This is a genomic window from Streptomyces sp. SID3343, from assembly GCF_009865215.1.
Lineage (GTDB): Bacteria > Actinomycetota > Actinomycetes > Streptomycetales > Streptomycetaceae > Embleya.
The window spans coordinates 1-825 of record NZ_WWJX01001634.1; the positions used below are offsets into that span (position 1 = coordinate 1).

At 73.8% G+C, this 825-nt stretch carries 1 protein-coding gene; it reads left to right on the plus strand.

Annotated features, from left to right (window positions below; genetic code table 11):
* Positions 1–825, plus strand: an 825-nt coding sequence (locus GT354_RS52075; RefSeq protein ID WP_161365545.1) for an MFS transporter, incomplete at both ends; no start/stop codon positions are given.

Sequence of the window (825 nt, forward strand, 5' to 3'; positions counted from 1 at the left end):
CGCCGCGTGCAAACTGCTGCTGCCCGCCGCCGCCGGCGTCTCGGCCATCGGCGGCGTACTCGCGGCCGATCGAGCGGGCAAGGGCCTGCGTACCGCGCCGCGCGACGCGCTCATCTCGATGGCCGCGACCCCCGAGGGCCAGGGCCGGGCGTTCGGCGTGCACCGGGCGATGGATACCGCGGGCGCGCTGTTCGGCCCGCCCGTCGCGCTCGCCGTGCTGTGGGTCACCGCCGACGCCTACGACGCGGTCTTCGTGGTGAGTTTTTGCCTCGCGGCCTTCGGCGTCCTGATCCTGCTGCTGTTCGTCCGCGATCCCACCGACCCGGGAACCGTCGACTCCCCACGCACCATAAGCGACCCTTTGCCGACCCCGACCCGAACCCCGACCCCGGTCCGCCTCCGCGACGCCACCGCCGTCCTGCGTGTCCCCGGCTTCACCCGTGTGTGCCTCGCGGCGTTCCTCCTCGGCGCCGCCACCATCGGCGACGCGATGCTCTACCTGCTTCTCCAACGGCACACCGACCTGTCCCCGCACCTGTTTCCACTGCTGCCGCTCGGCACCGCCCTGGTGTTCCTCGTCCTCGCGGTGCCCGCCGGCACGTCCGGGGACCGGTGGGGGCGCGGCCGAGTGTTTTTGATCGGGCACGTCGCACTGCTCGGCGCGTACGCGGTCCTGCTCGCCCCGCTGTCCCGCGCGGCGCTGATCACCGCGATCCCGGGCCTGCTCGGCGTGTTCTACGCGTGCACCGACGGCGTGCTGATGGCGCTCGCCGCCCCGGCCGCGCCCAAACGGCTTCGCGGCGGCGCGCTCGCGCTGGTCCAGAC